Raw genomic sequence first — 22,431 nt, 5'->3', positions numbered from 1 at the left:
GGGGGATTCCAACCCGGTCCCTACCCGGAGGTGAGAACAGGTTGAGGTTCGCGGTTCACAGCCCCGCCCAACGGCTGGAGGGCTCCCCGCGCTGTCACGGCACGTCCTGCCGCGATGTTCTTGGCCGCGTTCACATCCGCGTGATCGGTATGCCCGCAGGCGCGACAATGAAAGACCGCTTGGCTCTCGCGATTTTCCGCTGCGCAGTGCCCACAGGCATGACAAACCTGGGAGGTGTACGCGGGGTCGATCTTCTCCACCCGGCCCGGCGCCTTGTCCTCCAACCGGGTCACCAGCCGGCCCCAGCCGGCCGTATGAATGGAACGGTTGAGCCCGGCCTTGGCCCGCACGTTCCTGCCTGGCGCGGTGAGGGTGCCACGCGCGGACCGCACCATGTTGCGAATCTTCAAATCCTCCACGCGAATGACGTCGTACCCGGCGGCCAGGCGGGTGGAGGTCTTTTCCACCCAGTCCTTGCGCCGGTCGACCTGCCGCGCCTTGATCCGCGCGATCGCGGCCTTGACTCGCGCGCGCCGCTTCGACCCCCGCTTCGCACGCGCCAGACTGCGCTGCAGCCGCACCAGGCGCTGGGCCTCGGTCTCACGCAGGCCGGGCACGGACAGCTTTTCACCGGTGGACAGCGCGGCCGAGACCGCCACACCACGATCCACCCCAACGACCTGTCCGGTACCGGGCCCGTCGACGGGTGGCGGGATCACCGCGAAGCACACATGCCAGCGGCCCGCCCGATCTCGCCTCACCCGGAAAGACTTGGCCTCCTCCGGGATCTGGCGGGACCAGCGGAACCGGACCCAGCCGACCTTCGGGACCCACACCTCACCCCACTTACGGGACAGACGCCGCACGTCCCAGTGCCGACCGCGCTGCCCGACGATCCGAAAACCCTCATGAACACCGGCTTTGCGCCACGTCGGCCGCCGGTGCGTCCCGGCGAAAAACCCCGCCATGGCCTGGGCGAAATCACGCAACGCCTGCTGCTGCACCGTCTGCGAACCCGCCGCCAGCCACGCGAACTCCTTCCGGGCTTCAGTCAGCTGACGGGACTGCTCGCCATAGCCCGGCGCGCTCTTCCGGCCCGGCCGCCAATGTCGATGCTGCTCAACCGCAAGATTCCACACAAATCGGGCATGCGAACAGTGCTCCAGCAGCACCAGCTCTTGAGCAGGCGTGGGCGCAATCCGGAATCGCATGCCCAAACGCTAGCCACCACCACCGACAATCTAAGGAGGGAACGGCGTTTTCTCCCCGGCCTGACGGCCGGGGTCTCCACGCCGCGAAGCAGATGAACCTGGCCTCCCATTACGTCTGCGACGACTGCCACGCGCGCACTCCGGCGGACGTCCCGGCCCTGCTGTGCGAAGCGTGCGGCGGGCTGCTCGAGATGGAGTACGACCTGACCCGCGTGCCGGCACGCGACATCCTTGCCCGCGCGGCGAGGCACCGAGAGATCGGCGTGTGGCGCTGGGCCGATCTGCTCCCGGTCCCCGAGGGGACCGAGCCGCTCTACCTGGGCGAGGGCGACACGCCGCTGCTCACCACCCGCCGTCTCGGCGAGACGCTGAACATCCCCAACCTGATGATCAAGAACGACACGCTGATGCCGACCGGCAGCTTCAAGGACCGGGGCTTCGCGATCGCGGTCGGCTATGCCCGCGCGTTGGGGGTGAAGCAGGCGTTCACCTACAGCTCGGGCAACGCCGGTGCTTCGTTCGCGACGTACGCGGCACGGGCCGGCATCGACGCCACCGTGCTGGTGGAGGACTCCGCCCATGAGTCGAAGGTCGCCGCGATCGGCCTGTACGGTGCGCGGGTGCTGCGGCTGCAGTACCGCTCCAGCCTGGAGATCTTCGCGAGTGTCAGCGCGCTGACCAGGGCCGGTTTGTACTCGTTCGTCAACTTCATCAACCCGATCCGGCATGAGGGGATGAAGACCTATGCGTATGAGATCTGCGAGGCGCTCGGTTGGAAGGCCCCCGACGTCATGGTGCACCCCGTCGGCACGGGCGGTGGCCTTTGGGGGGCCTGGAAGGGCTTTCGGGAGCTGCGGCAGATGGGGGTCATCGACCGGCTGCCCCGCATGATCGGCGTGCAGCCGAGCGCCTCGGCGCCCATCGTGCGAGCCTTCAACGAAGGGCTTCCCACCGCCGCACCGCACGGTGACGCCACCCGTACCGTGGCACAGAGCATCGCCGGCGATGCCCCCATCCAGGGGGGAACCCGCGTGCTCTCCGCGATCTACGCGTCGGGCGGCCGTGCGGTCGCGGTCGACGACAGTGACCTGTTCGAGGCCATGCGGCTCCTCGGCGCCGAGGGCGTGACGGCCGAGCCGTCCGCGGCGGCCTCGGTCGCCGCGCTGCTACGGGCCCGGTCCCAGGGCTGGGTGTCCGAGAACGACACGGTCGTCGCGGTCATCACCGGGTCCGGGCAAAAGCAGCCCGACATTCTCGTACGCGCGGCGCCCCCGCCCGCGGGCGACGTCCGAGCCGACCCGGAGGAACTGCTGAAGTGGTTCGGCGACCGCATGGACAGCCCGCCGCCTCTTGGACCGGGAGCGTGAGTAGCCGTGCCCGTACTCGAGATCAACGACCTGCACGCGGAGTTTCGGCTGGACACCGGAACGGTCCGCGCCGTCAACGGCGTGTCGTTGTCGGTGGACGAGGGCCGGACCCTCGCCATCGTCGGCGAGTCCGGGAGCGGCAAGACGGCCACCGCGCTCTCCGTCCTGCGGCTGCACCCGACCCCACCATGCGTGTACACCGGCGGTGAGATCATCGCAGGCGGACGCAATCTGCTGAAGCTGCCCGAACGCGAAATGCGCCGGGTCCGCGGCAACGAGATCGCGATGATCTTCCAGGATCCGATGACCAGCCTCAACCCGGTCAAGACCATCGGCGCGCAGATCGCCGAGTCGCTGCGCCGGCACCAATCGCTGTCGCGCGGCGAGGCGCGCGGACGAGCGGTCACCGCGCTGCGCGAGGTCGGAATCCCCAACCCGGAGGATCGGGCGGGTCAGTACCCTCATCAGTTCTCCGGAGGCATGCGCCAGCGTGCGATGATCGCCATGGCGCTCGCCTGCAGGCCGCGGCTTCTCATCGCCGACGAACCCACGACCGCCCTGGACGTCACCGTACAGGCGCAGATCATGGAGCTGATGGCGGATCTCCAAGACCGGTTCGGGATGGCGATCCTCTTGATCACACACGACCTCGGCGTCGTGGCGCAGGCCGCCGACCAGGTCCTGGTCATGTACGCCGGACGGCCCGTCGAGTCGGCCGGCGTCGATGACCTGTTCGAGCGGTCACGGATGCCGTACACCCGTGCCCTGCTCGCCTCCATGCCCCGTCCGGACGTACCCGGCGGCGCGGACCTCGATCCGGTCCCCGGCACACCGCCCAACCTGCTCGATCCGCCCTCCGGGTGCGCGTTCCACCCGCGCTGCGCGTTCGCCGTGCCGCAGTGCACGCGGCAGACGCCGTCGCTGGAAGAGAAGGCCCCCGGTCACGCCGCCGCCTGCATTCTCCCGGAAGGCGGCCGCATGACCGGGGAACCGGGCGGGCCGGGCGGCGTGGCCACTCGATCCGCGAAGGAGAACCGATGAACGCCACGCCCGAGCCGCTGCTGTCCCTGCGCGGCGTCCGCAAGGAGTTCCCCAGCCGCGGGATGGGTCATGGCGCGCCCGTCGTCGCCGTCGACGACGTGTCCCTGGACGTCCATCCCGGAGAGACGCTCGGACTGGTCGGTGAGTCCGGCTGCGGCAAGACCACCCTCGCCCGCGTGATCCTGCGGCTCGTCGACGCCACCGCCGGAGAGGTCTGGTTCGACGGCCGCGACCTGCTGACGCTGCCCGAACGCGCCATGCTCTCCGTACGACAGGACCTCCAGGTCGTCCTGCAGGATCCGTACGCCAGCCTGAACCCGCGGATGCGGATCTGGCAGATCATCGCGGAGCCGCTGATCACCCACCGTAAGGTGCCGCGGGGCAGGCGCGGCCGGGCCGCCGCCCGCGAAAGAGTGGCCGAACTGCTGGACGCCGTGGGGCTCGACGCCTCCACGCAGGACCGTTACCCGCATGAGTTCTCCGGCGGGCAGCGGCAGCGCATCGGCATCGCCCGCGCGCTGGCGCTGGAGCCCAAACTCGTCATCTGCGACGAGCCGACCAGCGCTCTGGACGTCTCCATCCAGGCGCAGATCACCAAGCTGCTCAAGAAACTGCAGCGCGAACGCGGTCTTGCCTACCTGTACGTCTCACACGACCTGTCGATGATGCGCCAGATCGCCGATCGGGTGGCGGTCATGAACCTCGGCCGCATCGTCGAACTCGCCGACACCGAGGAACTGTTCACGAATCCGCGGCATCCTTACTCCCACTCCCTCCTGTCGGCCGCGCCGATCGCCGACCCGAAGGCCGAGCGGGCGCGCCGCCGCGTCGTCCTGCGAGGTGAACCGCCATCGCCGGCCTCACCTCCCTCCGGCTGTGTGTTCCGCACCCGCTGTCCGGCCGCTCGGAGCGACTGTGCCGAGACCCGGCCGCCGCTCGAGGAAAAGGACGTGCCTCGGCACGCGGTCGCCTGTCTCTTCCCTGTCCGCGAGACGGCGGAACTGCTGACCGAGACCCGCTGAAGGGGGAAAGCGGCGATGCCCTCCCGCTGAAACGCGGATGATCCGCGAGGTCACTGCGTGGCCGCCTCCGCGTCGTGGTTCCAGCAGTGCACCCAGCGCTCGTCTCCGAGGTCGGTGCGGTGCGGTACCCGCTCCGCGCAGATCGGCAGGGCGAGCGGGCACCGGGGATGGAAACGGCAGCCGTCCGGCGGGGCGATCGGATTCGGTGGTTCCCCGTGGCCCCTAGGCCGAGGATCCTCGGTGCTCGGGCGGCCGGGGTCGGGTGACGAGTCCACGAGCAGTCGTGTGTAGGGATGGGCGGGTGCCTGGGTCACTTCCTCGCTGGGGCCCCGCTCGACGATCCGCCCGGCGTACATGACCATGATCTCGTCCGCGAAGTATCGCGCCGTGGCGATGTCGTGGGTGATGTAGAGCAAGGCGAGGTCATCCGCGCGGACCAGTTGCTCCAGCAGCCGAAGCACGCCCAGGCGAATCGACACATCGAGCATCGAGACCGGTTCGTCGGCGATCAACACGGTGGGGCGTGCGGCCAGGGCGCGCGCGATCGCGACCCGCTGCCGCTGGCCGCCGGAGAGCTCGTGCGGGAGCTTGTCCATGAACTGGCCGACCGGGGTGAGACTGACTCTTTCGAGCAGCGCCTCCGCCTGCTCGGCGGCCTCGGCGGATGATCGCGCGTGCCCGTGGATCCGCAGCGGCCGGGCGAGGTGGTACCGGACCCGGTGGAACGGGTTCAGCGACGCGAACGGGTCCTGGAAGACGAGCTGAACGTCTCGACGGAACTCGCGGGACCGGGAACCGCCGGATGCCCGCACCGGGCTGCCGCGCAGCACGACCTCGCCGGAGGTCGGCGCGTACACCTGGGCGAGCAGCCGGGCCACCGTGCTCTTGCCGCTCCCGCTCTCGCCGACGAGCGCCGTCACGGCCCGGGCGCGCAATGCCAGCGACACGTCCTCCACCGCGCGGACCGGCGGATGCCGGCCCAGCACGCCTCGACGCCCGGACCGGGCCGCCGTGAAGTGCTTCATCAGCTCACGGCCTTCGAGCACGACCTCTCCGGTCACCAGGTCACCTCCTCCACATGGGTATCGGCCGTCAACGCGTCTCCTCCCGTGGGGACAGCTCCGCGGGCAGGTCGCCCGCGTACACGCTCGCGTCGTAGAGCGCGCAGGCCACCTGAACGCCGTCGTCGGCGGTCAGCAGGTCGGGCCGGTGCGACCGGCACGCGTCGACGGCGTACCGGCAGCGCGGTTGGAAGGCACAGCCGGGCGGCAGGGAACGCAGGTCCGGCGGTGTGCCGGGGATACCGAGCAGTTCCTCCCGCGGACCGTGCAGCTTGGGGAACGAGCGCATCAGGCCGAGGGTGTACGGATGACGCGGCGCCTCGTGCATGGCCCGGGCCGGCGCCGTCTCGACGATCCGGCCGGCGTACATGATCGCGATGTGATCGGCGATCTCCAGCAGCAGCGACAGATCGTGGGTGATGAAGACGACCGCGAAGCCGTACTCGTCCTTCAGTTCCTTGATCTGGTGCAGGATGTCGCGCTGGACCACGACGTCGAGGGCGGTCGTCGGCTCGTCCATCACGATGATCTCAGGATTCAGGGCGAGCGCGATGGCGATCACCGCGCGCTGGCGCATCCCACCGGAGAGTTCGTGCGGATAGCTTCGCCGGCGTTCGGCGCCGATCCCCACGCGCCCCAGCAACTCCACCACGCGTTCCCGGCGGTCGGCCTTGCTCATGTCCGTACGGTGAGTGCGAAGCACGTCGTCGATCTGCGCGCCGATGGTACTGACCGGGTTGAGGGAGTTCATGGCGCTCTGGAAGACGATGGCCAGCTCTTTCCAGCGGAACCGGCGCAACGCCGCCCGGTCGAGCGTCAGCACGTCCACCGGCTCGCCGTCGCCCGGCGGGCGGTAGCGGACCGCACCGGCGGTGACATGGGCAGGAGGCCGCAGCAGCCGGCTCATCGCGTGCGCGAGCGTCGACTTTCCGCTCCCGCTCTCGCCGGCGATCCCCAGAATCTCGCCCCGCCGCAGGTCGAGCGAGACATCGCTGACGGCGTGCACGGCACCTCCCGGGGCCGCGTACTCCACGCTCAGGCCACGTACCTCCAGGACGTTCACGGGTGCGCCTCCCCTGCCGTCTCGAGCACGGCGGCGCGGCCGCGGCGCGTGCGGCGCGGCAGTCTCGCGGAGCGCAGCCGCGGATTGGCGATCTCGTCGATCCCGAAGTTGAGCAGCCCGAGGCCGGTGCCGATGAGGGCGATGCACAGGCCGGGCGGGATGAACCACCACCACGCGCCCAGCAGGAGCGCCTGGCCGTTCTGGGCGTAGTAGAGCATGCTGCCCCAGCTCACGCTGGACAGGTCGGCCAGGCCGAGGAACGACAGGCCCGTCTCGGTGAGGATGGCGGCGACCACGGTCGCGAGGAAGCTGGTCGCGATCACGGGGAGTTCGACCGGGAGGATCTCGCAGAAGATGATCCGCAACGGCCGCTCCCCCGCGGCCCGTGCCGCCTCGACGAAGTCGCGGCGGCGGAGAGAGAGCGTCTGGGCGCGCAGGATCCGGGCTCCCCACGCCCAGCCCGTCAGCGCGATGACGACCGCGACCGACGCGACACCGCGCTTCGGCAGGTACCCGGCCAGCACGATCACCAGCGGCAGGGCCGGCAGGACGAGGAAGATGTTGGTCAGCACCGACAGCACCTCATCGACCACGCCACCGAAGTAGCCGCCGACCAGGCCGACGACGATCGACAGCACGGTGGCGATGACGGCCGACAGGCCGCCGACCGTGAGGGAGACGCGCGCACCGAAAACCAGCTGGGTGAGGACGTCCTGCCCGGTCTGGGTGGTTCCGAGCCAATGCTGGGCCGACGGCCCCTGGAGTGTGTCGCCGCTGGTCGCGGTCGGGTCACCGCCGATCAGCGGCGGCCCGGCCAGGGCGAGGATGACGAAGAAGGCCAGGATCCCCAGCCCGAAGACGATCTTCGGTGAGCGCATCATGCCTCCTGCCGGGTGCGCGGGTCGAGGAGGACGTAAGCCAGGTCGGCCAGGAAGTTCGCGGCCAGCACGGCCAGGGAGATGACCAGGAAGATGCCCTGCATCAGCGGGAAGTCCTCGTTCTCCACCGCCTTGAGCAGGGTCGAGCCGATCCCCGGATAGGAGAAGACGATCTCGGTGAGCACCGACCCGCCGACCACGAAGCCGAGTGAGAGGGCGAAGCTCGTGATGTTCGGCAGGATCGCGTTGCGGGCCGCGTACGCCCACATCACCCGCCGGCTGGTGAGCCCCTTCGCCTCCGCCATGACGACGTAGTCCTCGCCGAGCGTGGTCACCATCACGTTCCGCATCCCGAGGATCCGGTCGGCGACCGACGCCACGACGATCGTGATGGCGGGCAGCGTGGCGTGATAGATCACGGTCGACACGAACGGGCCGCTCCATTCGGGCTGGAGTGACAGCGCGTACGCGCCGCTCACCGGGAACCAGCGCAGCGTCACCCCGAAGACGAACAGCAGGGCCAGTGCCGCCCAGAAGTACGGCACCGCGTGCAGGGACGTCGTCACCGGAAGGAGGCCGTCGAGCCAGGACCCGCGCCGCCACGCGGCGAGCACGCCGATCAGCGTGCCCACCGCGTAGCTGAGCAATGTGGCGATCCCGACCAGTCCGATCGTCCAGGGCAGGCCGCTGCCGATGACGGTGGAGACCTTCTCCGGGAAGAACGTGATCGACCGTCCCAGCTCACCGTGGAGCAGGTTTCCCAGGTAGTCGAGGTACTGCCGCCCGAGCCCGGCGTCGCTGAACCCGAACGCCCGTTTCATCGCGGCGAGCGCCGCCGGGTCCACATTCCCCTTCATGCGGTCGGCGAGCAGCGACACGGGGTCGCCCGGCATCATCCGGGGGATGAGGAAGTTCAGGGTGACGGCGGCCCAGGCCGTGAGCAGGTAGAAGCCGAACCGCCGGAGGAGATACCTCATCCCTTCGCCGGACGCAGGTGGAGCAGGACCACTCCGAGGTCGGGTTGCTGGTACGGCGCCGGCACCGCGTACGGGTCCTGTTCGGTCGGCCAGCCGACGTACTTGTTCGTGCGGTACTGCGCCCAGGCGGCGCTGTAGAAGAGCGGCAGGAACGGCTGCTTCTCCATCATGATCCGGCCGAGTCCCTGGATCGCCTTCTGCTGCGCGGTCTTGTCGTCGGTGGCGGCGTACTCGGCGAGCAGCCTGTCGGTCGCGGCGTCCTTCCAGCGCTCGTAGTTGCCCGCGGCCATCTGGCCGACCGGTTTGGTGACCTGGCTCTGCAAGGTGAGACGCATGAGGGTGTACGGGGTCGGGCCGGACTCGCCGCCCCGGATCGTCATGTCGTACATGCCCTTGCCCACGCTGGAGATCCACTCCTGGACGGACACGCCCCGGGCCTCGACCTTGACGCCGATCTTGGCGAGGTCGGCGCGGATGAGCTGCGCGGCGTTGACGAAGTCGGTGAAGGGCGAGGGGACGAGCAGGGTGAAGGACAGCTTGTCGCCCTTGTCGTCGACCATGGTGTCGCCGGACTTCTTGAAGCCGGCCTGCTGGAGCAGCTGGGCGGCCTTCGCGGTGTCGACGGAGAACTTCGCGTCCTTGTACTCAGGCGGCAGATAGGCGTCGCCGCCCGGCATCGGCACGCCGGTCGGGTGGGCCACGCGCGTGTAGCCGTGCTCGGCCACCTTGACGAGGTTGTCGCGGTCGACGGCCAGGCTGAGCGCCTGCCGCACCTCCGGCTTGGCGAACGCCGGATTGGTCAGGTTGAGGTACAGCGAGATGAGCCCGCCGGGCGGGAAGTAGTACTTGTTGTGCGCCGGGTCGCCTTGCACGTAGATCTTCTGGATGTCGGGCACGAACGCGCCCGCCCAGTCGATGGTCCCCTGTTGCAATCCGGTCTGCACGGAGTTCGCGGTGTTGGCCGGGAACCGTACGGCCGGCACCACGGGCTTGCCGGGCTGCCAGTACGCGGGGTTCTTCGCCAGCTCGTACACCTGGGAGGAGAAGGACTTCAGGACGTACGGCCCGGTACCCACCGGCTTGGGATTGGTGAAGGTCGTCGGGTTCTGGTTCTCGAACCGGCGCTTGGGGACGATGCCGACGCTGCCGGCGATGTTCCAGATCTTGGCGTACGACGGCGTGCCGAAGCTCAACTGGACCGTGTCGGGGCCGGTCACCTTGCTGCCGGTCAGGTCGATGGCGCCCTTGTTCAGCTCGGGGTGTTTCCTGAGCGTGTCGAAGGTGAAGGCCACATCGTCGGGCGTGAGCGGCTGCCCGTCGGAGAACTTCACGCCCTGCCGGAGAGTGAAGGTCAGGGTCTTGCCGCCATCGGACCACTGGTGCTTGAGAGCCAGCCACGGGGTGACGTCGTCGGCCCTCAGCCGGTTGAAGAACTCGAGCGGCTCGTAGATCAGGCCGATGGTCCCGACGTTGACGTTCTCCAGCGCGAACGGGTTGAAGTTGGCCTGCCACGAACCCTGGTCGATCGCGTGGACGACGAGGGGTGGAGTCGCGCCGGCACTGTCGCCCGATCCACCCGAGCAGGCGGAGACGGACAGCGCGACGGCGAGTAGGGCGGCGACGGACGTGCGGCGTTTCACAGCGGGGTCATTCCTTTCCGAAGAAGCGTGCACGACGATCGAGAGCCCCCTTCGGTGTCGCGAACGCCTGCGCGTGACGGAAGCCGGCGGGCGCCCCTCGGACGACCGCGAGCGCGCGGTAGTAGTCGACGTACGGGAACCCGTACGTCTCACCTCGGGCGAACGCGTAGACGCTCATCGCCTGGGACCATGCCTCGTGGGCTTCGTCGGTCAGGCCCATGAAGACGTCAGGCCGGTAACCCTCCGCGTCTTCCCAGTTGTCGGCGTAGTACAGCTCGGACGCCCAGTGCGCGGGCCGCTCCCGGGTGAGGGTGCGCAGCCCGGCGTAGAACCGTGCGTCCTCGACGATCCGGTGGGTGTGAGCGTGATCCTTGTGGATGCTCGCGCTCCAGTGCGTCAGGAGCACGTCCGGTCGCAGTTCGCGGATCAGGTCGGCGACCCGCAGCTTCACGTCCTCGTCCTCGGGGAGCAGCCCGTCCTCGTAGTCGAGGACACGGACCCCGGCACCGATCCGCTCCGCGAAGAGCTCGGCCTCCTCTCGTTTCTGCCGGGCGTACTCGCCGGGCGGCACCGTCGGGTGACCGCGCTCTCCGAGGGTCAGGTGGAGAAGTGTCGCCTGGTGGCCGGCCTGGATGTGCTGGACGAGCACGCCGCCCGTGGTCAGATCCATGTCTCCGGCGTGGGCGCCGATGGCGAGGAGATGGGTCATCCCAGCCGACACCTCATGACGTGGAACCTCCGCGTGATCGTGTAGCCCGCCTTGGCGTAGAGGTGACCGGCCGGGCTCGCCTCACCGGTCCACAGGAACCAGGAGGAGTGCAGCCCTTCGGCACGCATCCGGGTCATCACCGCGTGCAGCAGGATCTTGCCGAGCCCGGTGCCGCGCTCGGCCGGGTCGACGCCGAACGGGCCGAACCGTTCTGGGATGCCGCGGTATGCGCCGTACATCGCGAACCCGGCCGGCCGGCCGGCGGTGCGGGCGAGCAGGATCCGGTCGCGTGGGATGCCGCCCAGAACGGCGTTCCGTACGGCCTCTCCCCAGTCCGGGTTGAACACCTCACCGGCGAAACGGATGAGCTCGGGCAGCTCGCCGTCGTCCGGCGGGCGGAACTCGTACCCTTCGGCCGTACGCGTGGCCTGGAGAGCACGGACGTCGTCCGGGGTGACATAGCCGACGAGGCCGCGGTCCATGGCCACCGGTGAGTAGAGGTCGGCGAAGCCCAGTGCCCGCAGCGTCGCGTACCCGGCCGGGTACGCCTCGGCGTCGGCGCCGGGCAGGAAGTAGTTCGGCGTGTAGGAGGCGAAGTCGACGCGGGTGCGGCCGGCGGCGCGCAGGAAGCCCAGCGCCTCGTCGAGCAGCCGCCGCCCGACGCCCCGCCGCCGATGCCGGGGATCGACGAAGAAGAACGGGATCCAGCCGGTCTCCGGTTCGAGATCGGTGCCCGCGAGCGGCGTGAGCCGCCTCACCGCGTAGGCGCATCCGGCGACCCGGCCGTCGGCGACAGCGACGCGCAGGCCCTCAGGGTCGAAGTTCGGATCGAGGAGGACGCTGTCGCGGAACCAGCCGGCCGTGATCGGGTCGTGTGGAAGGCAGCGGTTCCAGGCGTTGACCAGGTCCCGTGCGTCGTGAGGGACGAACCCTCGGATGGTGGTCTCGGTCATCGGCGCCTCACCTTCCGTCTTCCGGAGCACCCAGCAGCGCTTCCGCCGCCGCCCGTACCTGCGCCCGGCCTCCGCCGTACGTGCAGAGGAACCGTCCGGGTGCCAGGTCCCGGTCGGAGGGAAGACCGGTCGAAACGACGACGGCGTCCGGCCGCCGCGCGCACAGCCCCTCGATCGTCCGGCGCTGCCATTCATGGCGGTGCGCGTCACGCACGGCGACGACGAGCGGCCTTCCGGCCGCGGCGGGAAGTACGGCCTCGGGGTCGGGCTCGGCGGTCAGTGTCACCCCGTCGACCCGCGGGTCGAGCTCCAGGAGTGTCGCGAGCAGACTGGCCGCGCGGCCGCCGATGCCCGCGCGGTCGGGGGTGACCCGGAGTTGCACGACGTAGGGCGGGCCGGCGAGCGGCAGCGGGGCCCCGTCACCGATGGACACCAGCAGCGCGCGCCGCGCCGCTCGGAGACCCAGCGCCGGGTCGGCCTCGGCCTCCGTCTCCGGGTCCGCCCACTCGGCCAGGGCGCTCACGCGCTCCGCGGCCTGCGTGAGCCGGGCCCTGAAGGCCGGCCTGGATCGTGCCTCGCGGGCCAGCGCGTGCCGTACGGCCTGCTGTGTCTCCCAGTCGGTGTCGAGGCACAGCAGGTCGGCGCCGGCGCTCATGGCGCGTACGGCCCCGGCCTCGATCCCCATCGTGTCCTGGATGGCGTTCATGTTCAGCGCGTCAGTGATCACGACGCCCTCGAAACCCATCTCCGCGCGAAGCAGTCCGGTCAGGATGCGTTCGCTCACGGTGGCGGGTTCGGTGTCGAGGGCTGGGACGAGGACATGGGCGCTCATGACCGAACGCACCCCCGCCTGGATGGCGGCCGCGAACGGCGGGAGATCGATCCGGCGCAGGTCGGCCTCGTCACGCGAGACGGTCGGCAGGGTGAGGTGGGAGTCTCGATCGGTGTCGCCGTGCCCGGGAAAGTGCTTGGCGCACGCCGCGACACCGCGCGACTGGAGACCGCCGACGAACGCGGCCGAATGCGCCGCAACGACGCCGGGGTCCGCGCCGAAGGACCGGACACCGATGATCGGATTCATCGGATTGGTGTTGACGTCGGCGACGGGCGCCAGGTCCAGATTCACGCCGAGCGCGGCCAGTTCGCCGCCGATCGCCGCGGCCACGTCCCAGGTCAGCGCCGGGTCGCCGATCTCTCCGAGGGCCCGGTGACCGGGATAGGACGATCCGGTCGCGGCCTCGAGCCTGGTGATGTCGCCGCCCTCGTCGTCGACCGCCACCAGGACGTCCGGCGAGGCCGCCCGCAGATCGGCGATCAGAGTTCGGAGCTGCTCCTGGTCCCGGATGTTGTCGCGGTAGAGGATGACCCCGCCAAGGCCGTCACGCGACCATGCGGCGAGTTCGTCGGTGATGGCATGCCCTCGCATGCGTACGAGCAGGCAGCGGTCAAGGTCCGTCATGGCTCCTCGGTAAATTTCCTTCGATCGGCCAAGCCGTAGCGTTGATAGCTTACGATCAAGAAAGCGATCGCACTAGAGATCGGATCGCTCGCATTGTGTGTCCGAAAAGGCGGGTTTATCGCTGAAGCGGCCGTGTCGGGCAGTGCCGGAAGCACTGACCCGTGATGTCCCGGGAGAGGAAATGCGCGTTTCGCCGGGGATCGAGCAACTGCTTGACGGCGAGGTCTCCTCGCAGGTCAAAGGCACCGCGATCGGGCTGCTGGCGTCGGCGGCGTCGGTCACACCCGACCTGCGTCACGACCTCGACGCACTGCTGGCGGCGGGCTTCAAGGTCGTGTCGGTCTTCGGACCCGAGCACGGGTTCCGCAGCACCGCGCAGGCCGCCGAGTCCGAATCCTCGACGATCGACGCGAACACCGGGGTTCCGGTCGTCGACACCTATCGGCGAGATCCGGCGGAAATCGCCGACCGTGTGCGTGCGGCCGGCGTGGAACTGCTGCTCGTCGACCTGCAGGATGTCGGTGCCCGGTTCTACACCTATGTGTGGAGCATGTACGACATGCTCGTGGCGGCGGGCCTGGCCGGAGTGCCGGTCCTCGTCCTCGATCGGCCCAACCCCGTGGGCGGCGACATCGTGGCCGGGCCGATGCTCGCCGCGGAATTCGCTTCGTTCGTCGGACGCGCGCCCGTCCCGCTGCGGCACGGCATGACCATCGGCGAACTGGCCCGCCTCTTCGCCGATCTGATCGGGGGCGTGCGGGTCGATGTCGTACCGATGCGCGGGTGGCGACGGGAGATGCGGTTCGGCGACACCGGGCTCGTGTGGGTTCCTCCGTCACCGAACATCCCCACCGCCCTCACCGCCGCGTGCTACCCCGGTACCGGTCTGATCGAGGGCACCAACCTGTCCGAGGGCAGGGGAACGACGACGCCCTTCGAGGTGCTCGGCGCGCCCTGGCTGGACGCGCGCCTCGCCCGCTCGATCGCGGCGCTGGAACTGCCGGGGGCGGCGGTGCGGCAGACCAGCTTCGTTCCAGCGTTCTCCAAGCACGCCGGGACACCGGTGCACGGCCTCCACCTGCACGTCACCGATCCCCGGCGATTCGACCCCGTCCACACCGCCGTCGCGATCCTCGCCACCCTCCGCTGCTGCTGGCCGGACGACTTCGCATGGCGGACACCGTTCTGCGACAAACTGGCCGGTTCGGCGGCGCTGCGCGAATCGATCGACGCGTGCGGTGATGCTGCCGACATCACCGCGTCATGGGAGGGCCCCTTGAACGCGTTCCGAGCCCTCCGCGAGCGTTTTCTCCTGTACGGGTCGGGCCGGTAGGCCGATGGTGATGGCCGGAACCGGCCCGTGTCCGTTCCCGGCCACCGGCGATCCGCACCGCGCTGACCAGCGTCGCCGGGAACCCCCGGTCCGCATTCGAGCAAGGTGACGCATTGACGAGGACGGGCCGTAGAGGGACACTCCGGGCAATTTTGACAACGTTGTCATCGGAGGCTTTCGGATGTTCCGCATCAAAGTGCTGGGCAGGCCCCTTACGGTCGTCGCCAGCGCGCTTCTGCTCGTGCTGCTCGGCGTCGTCCAGCCGGTGACCGCGGGTTCCCGGCCGCGGCCTTCCGCCGGCGATCCGCCCGGACGCTGGGTCGGCACCTGGGCGACCGCCCTCGCCGCCGCCGTGGACAACGGCTGCGCCGACTGCACGATCCGCGACGTCGTCCACACCACCGTCGGAGGCGCCGCGCTACGCGTGCGCCTGTCCAACAGGTACGGCACGGCGGCCCTGCCGGTACGGCACACCACGGTGGCCCTGCCGGTGGTCCCCGACAGCCCTCAGGTAGCCCCGGGCACCCTGCGCGAGGTCACCTTCCACGGTGCCGCGGCGGTGACGATTCCGCCGGGCGGCACCGTCGTCAGCGATCCGGTGGCACTGACGGTGCCGCCCGCCCGGGACCTGCTCGTCACCACCTACACGCCCGGGTACGCGACCCCCATGAGCTACCACCCGCTCGCCGTGCAGCACTCCTACTTCACCCGCGGCGCCGACGCGGCCGATGCGACCGGCGCGGCGGCCTTCCCACAGACCACCACCGCCTGGCACTTCGTCTCCGGCGTCGACGTGGCCGGCTCGGGCGCCCGTGGCGCCGTCGTGACCCTCGGCGACTCCATCACCGACGGCTACCGCTCGGCCACCGACCTCGACCACCGCTGGCCCGACATCCTGGCCGGCAGGATTCTCGCGAGCCCGCCCGGCCACCGGTTCGGCGTGCTGAACGCCGGCATCAGCGGCAACCGTGTCCTCCTCGACGGCGGATCCGCGGGCGAGGCGGCGCTGAAACGTCTCGACCAGGACGTGTTCGCGCAGCCCGGCGTCCGGACCGTCATCGTGCTGGAAGGGATCAACGACATCCAGCAGACACCCCACCAGCTGGATCCGGCGAAGATCACAGCCGGCCTCGCCGAAATCGTCCAGCGCTCCCACGCCCACGGCCTGCGCGTTCTCGGCGGCACGCTCACCCCGTTCGAGGGCTGCTCGTGCTACACCTCTCAGGAGGAGGAGACACGGCAGGCGGTCAACACCTGGATCCGTACGGCCGGCGTCTTCGACGCGGTGGTGGACTTCGACGCGGTCGTGCGCGACCCTGCGGACGCGCACCGGATGCTGCCCGCCTACGACTCCGGTGACCACCTGCATCCCGGCGACACCGGATACGCCGCCATGGGCAGCGCGATCGACCTGTCACTGCTGTGATCCGGCCTTCCCACCATCGACCTGTCGCTGCTGTGACCCGGCCTTCCCACCAGGCCGCGTAGGGCCGGGCAACGAGGGCCACCGTCGACGGTTCACCAGCCGCGGCAGTGCCGCGAGCCAGGGTCGGTCGACGTGGCCCCACGGCGATTCCTCGATTGACTACGGCTGGCGGATGGCGTCGCCGTCCGTGATCACGTGGATCTTCGCGACAAGGCCGTGTCGGACGGTGAGTGTGATGAGCGCCGCCTGCCGGCGGTCTACGAAGGCGAGCAGCTTGGGGTTCGTGCCGGTCGGATGTGACACGAGGGTCGCGTGGCTTCCCCAGTAGCGCAGCATGTTGCGGGCGACCGCTTCGGGACCGTGGACCGTCACTGACTCCCGGCCGGTCTGCGTAACGAACTCGACCGCACCCCACACCTGCGGATCCAGCACGGTGACCAGCGCGTCGAGGTCACCGTTCGCGCACGCCTCGATGAACCGCTCGGTGACCGCGCGATGTTCGGCGGCGGCGACGTCGAAGCCGCGGGGCTGGGCTGCGAGCACCTTCTGCCTGGCCCGGCGAGCGAGCTGCCGGCAGGTCGGTATCGGTCGGCCGAGGATGCCCGCGATCGAGTCGAACGGCAGCTGGAACACGTCGTGCAGGACGAACGCCACTCGTTCGGCGGGTCCCAGCCGCTCGAGCACGACGAACAGGGCGAGCCGCACCTCGTCGTCCAGCGTGATCCGGTCGGCCGGATCGACGGGGATGGGTTGAGCCAGTGGCACGGCGGTCTCGAAGTCGGCCGCGTCCCTGATGCGCTCTCTGCGCACCCGCGCCGAGCGGATCTGGTCGACGCAGAGCCGGCTCGTGATGACGGTCAGCCAGCCACGTACCTCGTCGATGTCGTCGCCGGCACGGGCGAGACGTACGTACGCCTCTTGGACGACGTCTTCGGCCTCGCCGACGTCGCCGAGTATCCGGAACGCCAGGTCGATCAGGTAACCGCGGTGCCGCCACGCCTCGGCGAACCCGTCGGCGACTTCGCTCATGGGTCGCCCCTTCCCGATGGTGCCAACACTCTTCAGGACACGACGAGATGGGCGTGCGAGAAGTGACAACCTCCGCTGCGTCACTTTCTCCTCCGCCGTCTCGTCGTGTACTGGTCCGATACTCATCGAACGAAAAGGCCGGATGATGATTCTTGTAACCGGGGCGACCGGCAACATCGGGCGCCCGCTCGTGGGCTTCCTGGCCCAAGCGGGTGTCCCCGTGCGGGTGGTCACGCGGACCCCCCACGCCGCAAGCCTGCCCGACGGGGTGGACGTGGTCGCCGCCGACCCGTCCGACCCCGGGACGCTCGCCGTGGCCCTCGACGACGTCGACGCCGTCTTCATCAACCCGCGGGCGGTGGGACGCGCGGCGGGCGCCTTCGTCGCGCTCGCTGAGAAGCGCGGCGTCCGGCGCGCGGTCGTGCTCGCCGCGTCCAACGTCGATGACGACCCGGCTCGGCAGCCGTCGCGGTACCGCGGCGACTACAACAGGGAGGCCGAGCAGGCCGTCACGGCTTCCGGAATGGAGTGGGTGAGCCTTCGTCCCACGAATTTCGCCGGCAACGTGATCGGCCTGTGGGCCGCCCAGATCGGCGCAGGCGATGTCATCCGCGGCCCGTACGCCCGCGCCGCGGCGGCGCCCATCGACGAGCGCGACATCGCGGAGGTCGCGGCGCACGCGTTGCGGCGCGACGACGTGCTCGGCGAACGGCTCGAGCTGACCGGCCCGGCCTCGCTCACCCAAGAGGAGATGGTGGAGATCGTCGGCACGGCGATCGGCCGGCCGCTGCGGTACCAGGAGGTCCCGCCGGAGGTCGCCATGCAGATCATGGTCGCGCAGGGCTTTCCCGAGCAGTTCGCCGGCGCGTACCTGCGCATGCAGGCGGACGCCGCCAGGCGGCCCGCGCGGACCACACACGTGGTGACCGAGGTGCTCGGCCGCGACGCCGGAACCTTCGCCTCGTGGGCCGAACGGCACCGCGAGGCGCTCCTCGCCACTTCCGGCCCCCGCGTGCCCGGGGGCAGGCGATGAGGCTGACGATCGTCGGCGCGACCGGAGGAATCGGCCGACACCTGCTTCAGCAGTCCGTGGCCGCGGGGCACGACGTGACCGCGGTGGTGCGGGACCCCTCGCGGCTGTCCGCGGACGTTCGTGTCGTCCGCGCCGATCTCGCGACGGCGACACCGCGGGCACTGGCGCCGGCGGTCTCAGGTGCGGACGCGGTGCTGTCCTGCCTCGGGCCCCGGTCGAGGGCCGACGTCGGCATCGCCCATCGCGGAACACAGACCCTCCTCGACGCGATGCGGACGGCCGCCACGCGCAGGATCGTCGCGGTGAGCGCCGCACCCGTCGCGACCATCGCCTCGCCGGGCCGACCGCACCCGCCGAGGCACGACCCGGGCGAGGGACCCATCGTGCGGTACCTCCTGGGCCCCGCGGTCAAGGCGGTCTTCCGCGCGAACTACCTCGACCTGGCGTCGCTCGAGGACACCCTTCGCGGCAGCGGCCTGGACTGGACGGTCGTACGGCCGCCGTACCTCACCAACGGGCCGATGACCGGTGCGTATCACACCGCACTCGACCGCAACGTCCGCGGCGGACTCAGGGTGTCTCGGGCCGACGTCGCCCATCTCATGCTCGCCGTGCTGAACCGCCCGGAAACCGTCAAGGCAGCCGTGGGCGTCGCCCACTGACCGACGAGATCGCGATCATGGGCGAGTCAGGTGAGGAGACCGGTTCGGTTCAGGTCGTCGAAGACGAGTTGAGCGGCGGAGGCCATACGGTCGCGGTCGGTGTATGTCAGCCAGGCGATCTTCTCGATCTCGCCGGCGGCCGTCGGGGTTCCGAGGTAGTCGGCGGTGTAGTAGGTGGCGCGTACCCGGGTGCCGTCGGTCCGGCCGTCCGCCGGCGCCTCGTAGGTGCCGAAGCGTACGGCGGTGGCTGGGATGACGGCTACGGTCAGCTCCTCGGCGATCTCTCTCATCAGTGTGTCGAGGTCGCTCTCGCCGGGCTCGCGTTTGCCGCCTGGCAGGTAGTAGACGTCTTTGCCGCGTGAGAGGGTGGCGAGGATCTTGCGGTCCCGCAGAACGATCAAGGCGATCTTGTCGATGGTCGGGGTCATCGCGAGCCCTTTCAGTGGTCGGTGATCGCTTACTCGCACGTCTAAGTCGGTTACCGGATCACTTGGGGCAGGAGCCGGTGGTCGATGTTGGAGCCAGTGACCACCAAGGCGGCGGCGGCGCCCGCGAGTTCGTTTCGCATGGCGAGGGCCCCTGCGATGGCCGCGGCGCCGGACGGCTCGGCGATCAGGCCGGTGGTCTCGATGAGCAGACGCATGGCTTCGAGGAGTTGCCGGTCATCGACGAGGATGAAGTCATCGACCGTGGCGCGCATGGCCTCCACGGCGCGGGGGGCGGGCACGCGTGTGGCCAGGCCTTCGGCGATGGTTGTCGTGGGTGCGGCGCTGGGGGTGGTGTCGCCGGTGCGCCAGGCGTGTTCCATCACGGGTGCTCCGGCGGCGCCGATGGCGATGACCCGGGTGGCGGGAGCGGCGGCCTTGAACCAGGCGGCCACACCGCAGGCCAGGGAACCGTTGCCCACCGGTACCAGGACGCAGTCGATGGATCGGGGGCCGGCTGTCAGCTCGACGGCGATGGTGCCGGCGCCTTCGGCGAGCGGCGGATCGGTGCCGTCCTCCACCAGTGTCCAGCCTTGACGTTCGCAGGTGAGGGCGGCCTGCTGCCGGGCGGCGTCGAAGTCGCCGTCGATGAGCCGGACGTCGGCACCGAGGGCACGCATCGCCGCGAGTTTGTGCGGGTTGATGGTGGAAGCAGCGAAGATCTTGGTCGCCAGGCCATGTTCGCGCCCCGCGAAGGCCAGTCCTTGCCCGAGGTTTCCGGCCGAGGCGCACGCCAGGACGTCGCCGCGGGGACGGGTGCGGGCCAGGAAATCGGTACCGCGTCCTTTGAAGCAGCGGATCGGATTGACCGTCTCGACCTTCACCAGCGCTTGAACGCCCAGCGTGCCGCTCAGACGTTCGGCGAAGAACTGCGGGGTGTCGCGGAAGAGGGGATTGATGCAGGCGGCGGCCTTCTCGATGTTGCCCACATCGACGAAGCTGTTGGACACGTTGTTCTCCTTCGGCGCGTCAGGCGGCTGGCGCGGGCGAGGGGACGCGCACCGCTACGACCTTCGGTTCGGTGAGCGCTTCGATGGCGTATCGGACGCCTTCCCGTCCGACGCCGGAATGCCCGCGGCCGCCGAACGGCATGGAGTCGATCCGGAAGTCGCTGCTGTCGTTGATCATCACGCCTCCGACCCGGAGACGGGAGGCCAAGGCCAACGCGAGCCCGACGTCCTGGGTGAACAAGCCGGCGTGCAGGCCATAGAGCGAGTCGTTGGCCATCGCGACCGCCTCGGCCGGCCCGTCGACCGGGATCACCGACACCACCGGCCCGAAGACCTCCTCACGCAGAACACGCGCGTCCTCCGGAACATGGTCCAGAACCGCCGGTCGGATGAAGGCGCCGTCGTGATCCCCGCCGACTCGCAGGCGGGCTCCGGCTCGGACGGCTTCGTCGATCCACGCCCGTACTCGGCGTGCCGCGTGCCCGTCGATGAGCGGTCCCACGTCGGTGAGCTCGTCGTACTTGTCGCCGCAGCGCAGCGCTTCGGTCCGTGCGACCAGCCGTTCGGTGAACTCGGGCGCGACACTCCGCTCAACGTAGACGCGCTGGACCGACAGGCAGTTCTGACCGGCCGCCGAGAACGCCCCGGCCGCGGTGGCCGCCGCGGCGACCTTCAGATCGGCGTCGGACAATACGATCACCGGGCAGTTGCCGCCCAGCTCCATCACCATGCGTTTCGGCCCGGCCGATCGCGCGATCTCCGCGCCCGTCCGGTAGCCGCCGGTGAAGGACACCGCGTCGACGGCCGGATGAGCGACCAGCGCCTGGGCAGTGGGAGCACCTCCCGGGACGACCGAGAGCATGTCTCCCGGCAGGCCCGCATCCAGCAGTGCTTCGGCCAGGCGCAGTGCGCTCAAGGGCGTGTGTTCGGAGGGTTTGAGGACCGTGACGTTCCCGGCCGCGATCGCCGGTCCGATCTTGTGCGCGACCAGATTGAGCGCGTCGTTGAACGGAGTGATCGCCGCGACCACCCCGACGGGCTCTCGCATCCACCAGCCGATCCGGCCCACGCCCGCCTCGACGCCGTCGAAGGCGATGGTCTCCCCGGTGAGGCGTCCTGCCTCCTCGGCCGCCAGGCGGAGCGTGGTCACGCAGCGCGCCACCTCCCGGCGCGCCTCGCGGATCGTCTTGCTTCCCTCAGCGACCAGCGTCTGGGCGAACGATTCGGCATCGCGCTCCACGCGTGCGCCCGCTTCGGCGAGGACCCGGCGCCGTTCGTGGGCGGGGACCTCTGCGGATGCGGGCACGGCGGCCGACGCCGCCGCCACTATCTGGTCGACCACCTCCGGCGCGACGTCCACGACCGTCTCGACGCGTGCGCCGTTCTGCTGGTCGGATACCACCAGCGGATTCCCGTCGTCCCGCCATCGGCCGGACGCGATCCATCCACCAGGCGGGCGCCACCTGGTCGTCGCCGTCACCATCCTGCCGCCTCTCTCAAACACGACCCACCACTTCCCGGATGTTCGGTATGTCGGTCATTGATGTCCATTAAAGTAGGCAGCATGAGCGATCCCGTCAACGTCGTCGCCAAGAACCTGCGCCGCCTGCGCGCCGCGCGGCACCTGTCGACCGTGGAGCTGTCCCGCCGGTCGGGCGTGGCGCGCGCCACTCTCACCGCCATCGAGGCCGGGAAGGGAAATCCCACTCTCGACACCCTGTACGCGCTGGCCAAGGTCCTGGACGCCTCGTTGGCCGACCTGATCGCCGACGCCCGCCCGTACGCCGCCACGGTGCTGCGAGCCGATGAGGGCCCCCGGGCGGGCGGCACCGCGGTCGACGCCCGCCTGGTCGCCCACCTCGACAACCGCCTGCGCACCGACCTGTACGACCTGCTCATCCGCTCGGGAACCCCCCAGCACTCGGCCGCGCACCAGGCCGGAGTGATCGAGTGTTTCCTCGTCCATGACGGCACCATCCGCATCGGACCCGAGGACGAGCCGATCGAACTCGGTGCGGGCGACTTCGTCCGCTACCGCGCCGACGTCCCCCACATCTACGAGGCGATCGGATGCGACGCCCACGGAACATTGGTGATCCAGACCCCCTTCGAGGTGCCACCTCACTGACCCA

Annotated in this window: 21 protein-coding genes; 8 read left to right on the top strand and 13 right to left on the bottom strand. The window is 69.9% G+C overall.

The annotated features are described in order from the left end of the window. Window positions 1–20: 20 nt before the first annotated feature. A complete protein-coding gene (locus tag AB0I04_RS23650; protein ID WP_360888072.1) occupies window positions 21–1,211 on the bottom strand; it encodes a transposase in 1,191 nt (396 codons plus the stop codon). Window positions 1,212–1,303: 92 nt separating this feature from the next. On the opposite strand from AB0I04_RS23650, the gene AB0I04_RS23645 reads away from it, so the two are divergent. The 3 genes from AB0I04_RS23645 to AB0I04_RS23635 are packed head-to-tail and all read left to right on the top strand — an operon-like array spanning window position 1,304 to window position 4,641. Then, complete coding sequence (locus AB0I04_RS23645; protein WP_360888069.1) at window positions 1,304–2,578, top strand: threonine synthase; 1,275 nt, start codon at window positions 1,304–1,306, stop codon at window positions 2,576–2,578. Between the two features lie 6 nt (window positions 2,579–2,584). Continuing rightward, window positions 2,585–3,619: an ABC transporter ATP-binding protein gene (locus AB0I04_RS23640; RefSeq protein ID WP_360888066.1), complete on the top strand. Its 1,035-nt coding sequence runs from the start codon at window positions 2,585–2,587 to the stop codon at window positions 3,617–3,619. After that, on the top strand, window positions 3,616–4,641 hold the full coding sequence (locus tag AB0I04_RS23635; RefSeq protein ID WP_360888063.1) for an oligopeptide/dipeptide ABC transporter ATP-binding protein: 1,026 nt from the start codon (window positions 3,616–3,618) through the stop codon (window positions 4,639–4,641). Before AB0I04_RS23640 ends, AB0I04_RS23635 begins: the two co-directional genes overlap by 4 nt. 50 nt (window positions 4,642–4,691) lie before the next feature. Here AB0I04_RS23635 and AB0I04_RS23630 read toward each other — a convergent pair whose 3' ends face one another. The 8 genes from AB0I04_RS23630 to nagZ are packed head-to-tail and all read right to left on the bottom strand — an operon-like array spanning window position 4,692 to window position 13,381. Further along, on the bottom strand, window positions 4,692–5,702 hold the full coding sequence (locus AB0I04_RS23630; RefSeq protein WP_360888061.1) for an ABC transporter ATP-binding protein: 1,011 nt from the start codon (window positions 5,700–5,702) through the stop codon (window positions 4,692–4,694). 31 nt (window positions 5,703–5,733) lie between these two features. Further along, the gene (locus tag AB0I04_RS23625) at window positions 5,734–6,765 is read right to left on the bottom strand and encodes an ABC transporter ATP-binding protein (protein WP_360888058.1); all 1,032 of its coding nucleotides are present in this window, start codon (window positions 6,763–6,765) and stop codon (window positions 5,734–5,736) included. Then, window positions 6,762–7,646: an ABC transporter permease gene (locus AB0I04_RS23620; RefSeq protein ID WP_360888055.1), complete on the bottom strand. Its 885-nt coding sequence runs from the start codon at window positions 7,644–7,646 to the stop codon at window positions 6,762–6,764. Before AB0I04_RS23620 ends, AB0I04_RS23625 begins: the two co-directional genes overlap by 4 nt. Further along, a complete protein-coding gene (locus tag AB0I04_RS23615; RefSeq protein WP_360888052.1) occupies window positions 7,643–8,620 on the bottom strand; it encodes an ABC transporter permease in 978 nt (325 codons plus the stop codon). Before AB0I04_RS23615 ends, AB0I04_RS23620 begins: the two co-directional genes overlap by 4 nt. After that, window positions 8,617–10,260, bottom strand: coding sequence for an ABC transporter substrate-binding protein (locus tag AB0I04_RS23610; protein ID WP_360888049.1), 1,644 nt, complete (start codon window positions 10,258–10,260; stop codon window positions 8,617–8,619). The genes AB0I04_RS23615 and AB0I04_RS23610 overlap by 4 nt, the downstream gene beginning before the upstream one ends. A gap of 7 nt (window positions 10,261–10,267) precedes the next feature. Next, window positions 10,268–10,969 carry a PIG-L family deacetylase gene (locus AB0I04_RS23605; protein ID WP_360888046.1) on the bottom strand — a complete coding sequence of 234 codons (702 nt, stop codon included), beginning with the start codon at window positions 10,967–10,969 and terminating at the stop codon, window positions 10,268–10,270. After that, complete coding sequence (locus AB0I04_RS23600; RefSeq protein ID WP_360888043.1) at window positions 10,966–11,922, bottom strand: GNAT family N-acetyltransferase; 957 nt, start codon at window positions 11,920–11,922, stop codon at window positions 10,966–10,968. Before AB0I04_RS23600 ends, AB0I04_RS23605 begins: the two co-directional genes overlap by 4 nt. 7 nt (window positions 11,923–11,929) lie before the next feature. Then, window positions 11,930–13,381: a beta-N-acetylhexosaminidase gene (gene nagZ, locus AB0I04_RS23595; RefSeq protein WP_360888041.1), complete on the bottom strand. Its 1,452-nt coding sequence runs from the start codon at window positions 13,379–13,381 to the stop codon at window positions 11,930–11,932. Window positions 13,382–13,478: 97 nt separating this feature from the next. On the opposite strand from nagZ, the gene AB0I04_RS23590 reads away from it, so the two are divergent. Both AB0I04_RS23590 and AB0I04_RS23585 read left to right on the top strand, forming a co-directional pair. Next, complete coding sequence (locus AB0I04_RS23590) at window positions 13,479–14,714, top strand: DUF1343 domain-containing protein (RefSeq protein WP_360888039.1); 1,236 nt, start codon at window positions 13,479–13,481, stop codon at window positions 14,712–14,714. A 181-nt stretch (window positions 14,715–14,895) separates the two neighbouring features. Then, window positions 14,896–16,140: an SGNH/GDSL hydrolase family protein gene (locus AB0I04_RS23585; RefSeq protein WP_360888036.1), complete on the top strand. Its 1,245-nt coding sequence runs from the start codon at window positions 14,896–14,898 to the stop codon at window positions 16,138–16,140. Between the two features lie 159 nt (window positions 16,141–16,299). Here AB0I04_RS23585 and sigI read toward each other — a convergent pair whose 3' ends face one another. Next, window positions 16,300–17,169, bottom strand: coding sequence for an RNA polymerase sigma factor SigI (gene sigI, locus AB0I04_RS23580; protein WP_360888034.1), 870 nt, complete (start codon window positions 17,167–17,169; stop codon window positions 16,300–16,302). Between the two features lie 142 nt (window positions 17,170–17,311). Between sigI and AB0I04_RS23575 the strand changes: the two genes are divergently transcribed. Both AB0I04_RS23575 and AB0I04_RS23570 read left to right on the top strand, forming a co-directional pair. After that, window positions 17,312–18,202, top strand: coding sequence for an NAD(P)H-binding protein (locus AB0I04_RS23575; RefSeq protein ID WP_360888031.1), 891 nt, complete (start codon window positions 17,312–17,314; stop codon window positions 18,200–18,202). Then, entirely contained in the window at window positions 18,199–18,864 is a 666-nt protein-coding gene (locus AB0I04_RS23570; RefSeq protein ID WP_360888030.1) for an NAD(P)H-binding protein, read from the top strand. Before AB0I04_RS23575 ends, AB0I04_RS23570 begins: the two co-directional genes overlap by 4 nt. 26 nt (window positions 18,865–18,890) lie before the next feature. Here AB0I04_RS23570 and AB0I04_RS23565 read toward each other — a convergent pair whose 3' ends face one another. Genes AB0I04_RS23565 through AB0I04_RS23555 form a run of 3 tightly spaced genes read right to left on the bottom strand, consistent with a single transcriptional unit; the run spans window position 18,891 to window position 21,782 of the window. Beyond that, complete coding sequence (locus AB0I04_RS23565; RefSeq protein ID WP_360888029.1) at window positions 18,891–19,292, bottom strand: NUDIX domain-containing protein; 402 nt, start codon at window positions 19,290–19,292, stop codon at window positions 18,891–18,893. A gap of 50 nt (window positions 19,293–19,342) precedes the next feature. Further along, window positions 19,343–20,299: a pyridoxal-phosphate dependent enzyme gene (locus AB0I04_RS23560; protein ID WP_360888026.1), complete on the bottom strand. Its 957-nt coding sequence runs from the start codon at window positions 20,297–20,299 to the stop codon at window positions 19,343–19,345. Window positions 20,300–20,318: 19 nt separating this feature from the next. Continuing rightward, window positions 20,319–21,782, bottom strand: coding sequence for an aldehyde dehydrogenase family protein (locus AB0I04_RS23555; RefSeq protein WP_360888023.1), 1,464 nt, complete (start codon window positions 21,780–21,782; stop codon window positions 20,319–20,321). Window positions 21,783–21,863: 81 nt separating this feature from the next. Here AB0I04_RS23555 and AB0I04_RS23550 point away from each other — a divergent pair, with 81 nt between their 5' ends. Continuing rightward, window positions 21,864–22,427 carry an XRE family transcriptional regulator gene (locus tag AB0I04_RS23550; protein ID WP_360888020.1) on the top strand — a complete coding sequence of 188 codons (564 nt, stop codon included), beginning with the start codon at window positions 21,864–21,866 and terminating at the stop codon, window positions 22,425–22,427. The last annotated feature ends 4 nt before the right edge of the window (window positions 22,428–22,431 follow it).

Source organism: Actinoallomurus sp. NPDC050550 (assembly GCF_040655075.1).
In the GTDB taxonomy this organism is placed as follows: Bacteria; Actinomycetota; Actinomycetes; order Streptosporangiales; family Streptosporangiaceae; genus Actinoallomurus.
Note: the sequence above shows the minus strand (reverse complement) of the source record. Positions and strands in the feature narration are given on the sequence as shown.

What these genes read in the sequence shown, in the direction of transcription:
- AB0I04_RS23555 (WP_360888023.1), bottom strand. Translation starts at nt 21,782, where the DNA reads ATGGTGACGGCGACGACCAGGTGGCGCCCGCCTGGTGGATGGATCGCG.
- sigI (WP_360888034.1), bottom strand. Translation starts at nt 17,169, where the DNA reads ATGAGCGAAGTCGCCGACGGGTTCGCCGAGGCGTGGCGGCACCGCGGT.
- AB0I04_RS23635 (WP_360888063.1), top strand. Translation starts at nt 3,616, where the DNA reads ATGAACGCCACGCCCGAGCCGCTGCTGTCCCTGCGCGGCGTCCGCAAG.
- AB0I04_RS23605 (WP_360888046.1), bottom strand. Translation starts at nt 10,969, where the DNA reads ATGACCCATCTCCTCGCCATCGGCGCCCACGCCGGAGACATGGATCTG.
- AB0I04_RS23575 (WP_360888031.1), top strand. Translation starts at nt 17,312, where the DNA reads ATGATGATTCTTGTAACCGGGGCGACCGGCAACATCGGGCGCCCGCTC.
- AB0I04_RS23600 (WP_360888043.1), bottom strand. Translation starts at nt 11,922, where the DNA reads ATGACCGAGACCACCATCCGAGGGTTCGTCCCTCACGACGCACGGGAC.
- AB0I04_RS23570 (WP_360888030.1), top strand. Translation starts at nt 18,199, where the DNA reads ATGAGGCTGACGATCGTCGGCGCGACCGGAGGAATCGGCCGACACCTG.
- nagZ (WP_360888041.1), bottom strand. Translation starts at nt 13,381, where the DNA reads ATGACGGACCTTGACCGCTGCCTGCTCGTACGCATGCGAGGGCATGCC.
- AB0I04_RS23650 (WP_360888072.1), bottom strand. Translation starts at nt 1,211, where the DNA reads ATGCGATTCCGGATTGCGCCCACGCCTGCTCAAGAGCTGGTGCTGCTG.
- AB0I04_RS23615 (WP_360888052.1), bottom strand. Translation starts at nt 8,620, where the DNA reads ATGAGGTATCTCCTCCGGCGGTTCGGCTTCTACCTGCTCACGGCCTGG.
- AB0I04_RS23585 (WP_360888036.1), top strand. Translation starts at nt 14,896, where the DNA reads ATGTTCCGCATCAAAGTGCTGGGCAGGCCCCTTACGGTCGTCGCCAGC.
- AB0I04_RS23565 (WP_360888029.1), bottom strand. Translation starts at nt 19,292, where the DNA reads ATGACCCCGACCATCGACAAGATCGCCTTGATCGTTCTGCGGGACCGC.
- AB0I04_RS23620 (WP_360888055.1), bottom strand. Translation starts at nt 7,646, where the DNA reads ATGATGCGCTCACCGAAGATCGTCTTCGGGCTGGGGATCCTGGCCTTC.
- AB0I04_RS23550 (WP_360888020.1), top strand. Translation starts at nt 21,864, where the DNA reads ATGAGCGATCCCGTCAACGTCGTCGCCAAGAACCTGCGCCGCCTGCGC.
- AB0I04_RS23645 (WP_360888069.1), top strand. Translation starts at nt 1,304, where the DNA reads ATGAACCTGGCCTCCCATTACGTCTGCGACGACTGCCACGCGCGCACT.